1 protein-coding gene is annotated in these 629 nt (G+C 70.7%); it reads left to right on the top strand.

Annotated elements, in window-relative coordinates; translation table 11 throughout:
• Positions 1–26: 26 nt before the first annotated feature.
• A partial coding sequence (locus LPA54_RS34900; protein ID WP_228984629.1) for a dihydrofolate reductase family protein occupies positions 27–629 on the top strand: 603 nt, incomplete at its 3' end.

Genomic DNA, 629 nt, shown 5'->3' with positions numbered 1-629 from the left:
CACTGTCACCGATGTCAGGAGAGACAGTGCCTCAGCTGCTGCGCGTGCAGAACTTCAACGTCTCGGCCGACGGGATCGGCGCGGGCGAGGACCAGACCCTCGAGCGCCCCTTCGGCCATGTGGACCCCGGCAGGATGTTCGCCTGGGCGGGGGCGACCGCGAGCTGGCCCAACCGCACCGACCCCGGCGGGACCCGGGGCCTCGACGACTACTTCACCCGTGATTTCAAGAACAACATCGGCGCCGAGATCATGGGCCGCAACAAGTTCGGGCCCCAGCGCGGGCCCTGGCAGGACCATGAGTGGTGGGGCTGGTGGGGGGACGAGCCGCCGTTCCGCACGCCGGTGTTCGTGATGACCCACCACCCGCGTCCGTCCTTCACGCTGTCCGACACCACGTTCCACTTCGTGGACGGCGACCCGGAGCGGGTGCTGGAGCTGGCGCGGGAGGCGGCGGACGGCAAGGACGTCCGGCTCGGCGGCGGGGTCACCACCGTGCGGCAGTTCCTCGACGCCGGTCTGGTGGACACCCTGCACGTGGCGGTGTCGCCGGTGAAGCTGGGCTCCGGGCTGCGCCTGTGGGACTCCCCGGAGGACCTGCTCGACCGGTACCACCTGGAGGTCGTGCCC

The sequence above is a fragment of the Streptomyces sp. DH12 genome, from assembly GCF_020873895.1.
Classification (GTDB): domain Bacteria; phylum Actinomycetota; class Actinomycetes; order Streptomycetales; family Streptomycetaceae; genus Streptomyces.
This window is presented reverse-complemented; position numbering and strand designations above follow the sequence as displayed.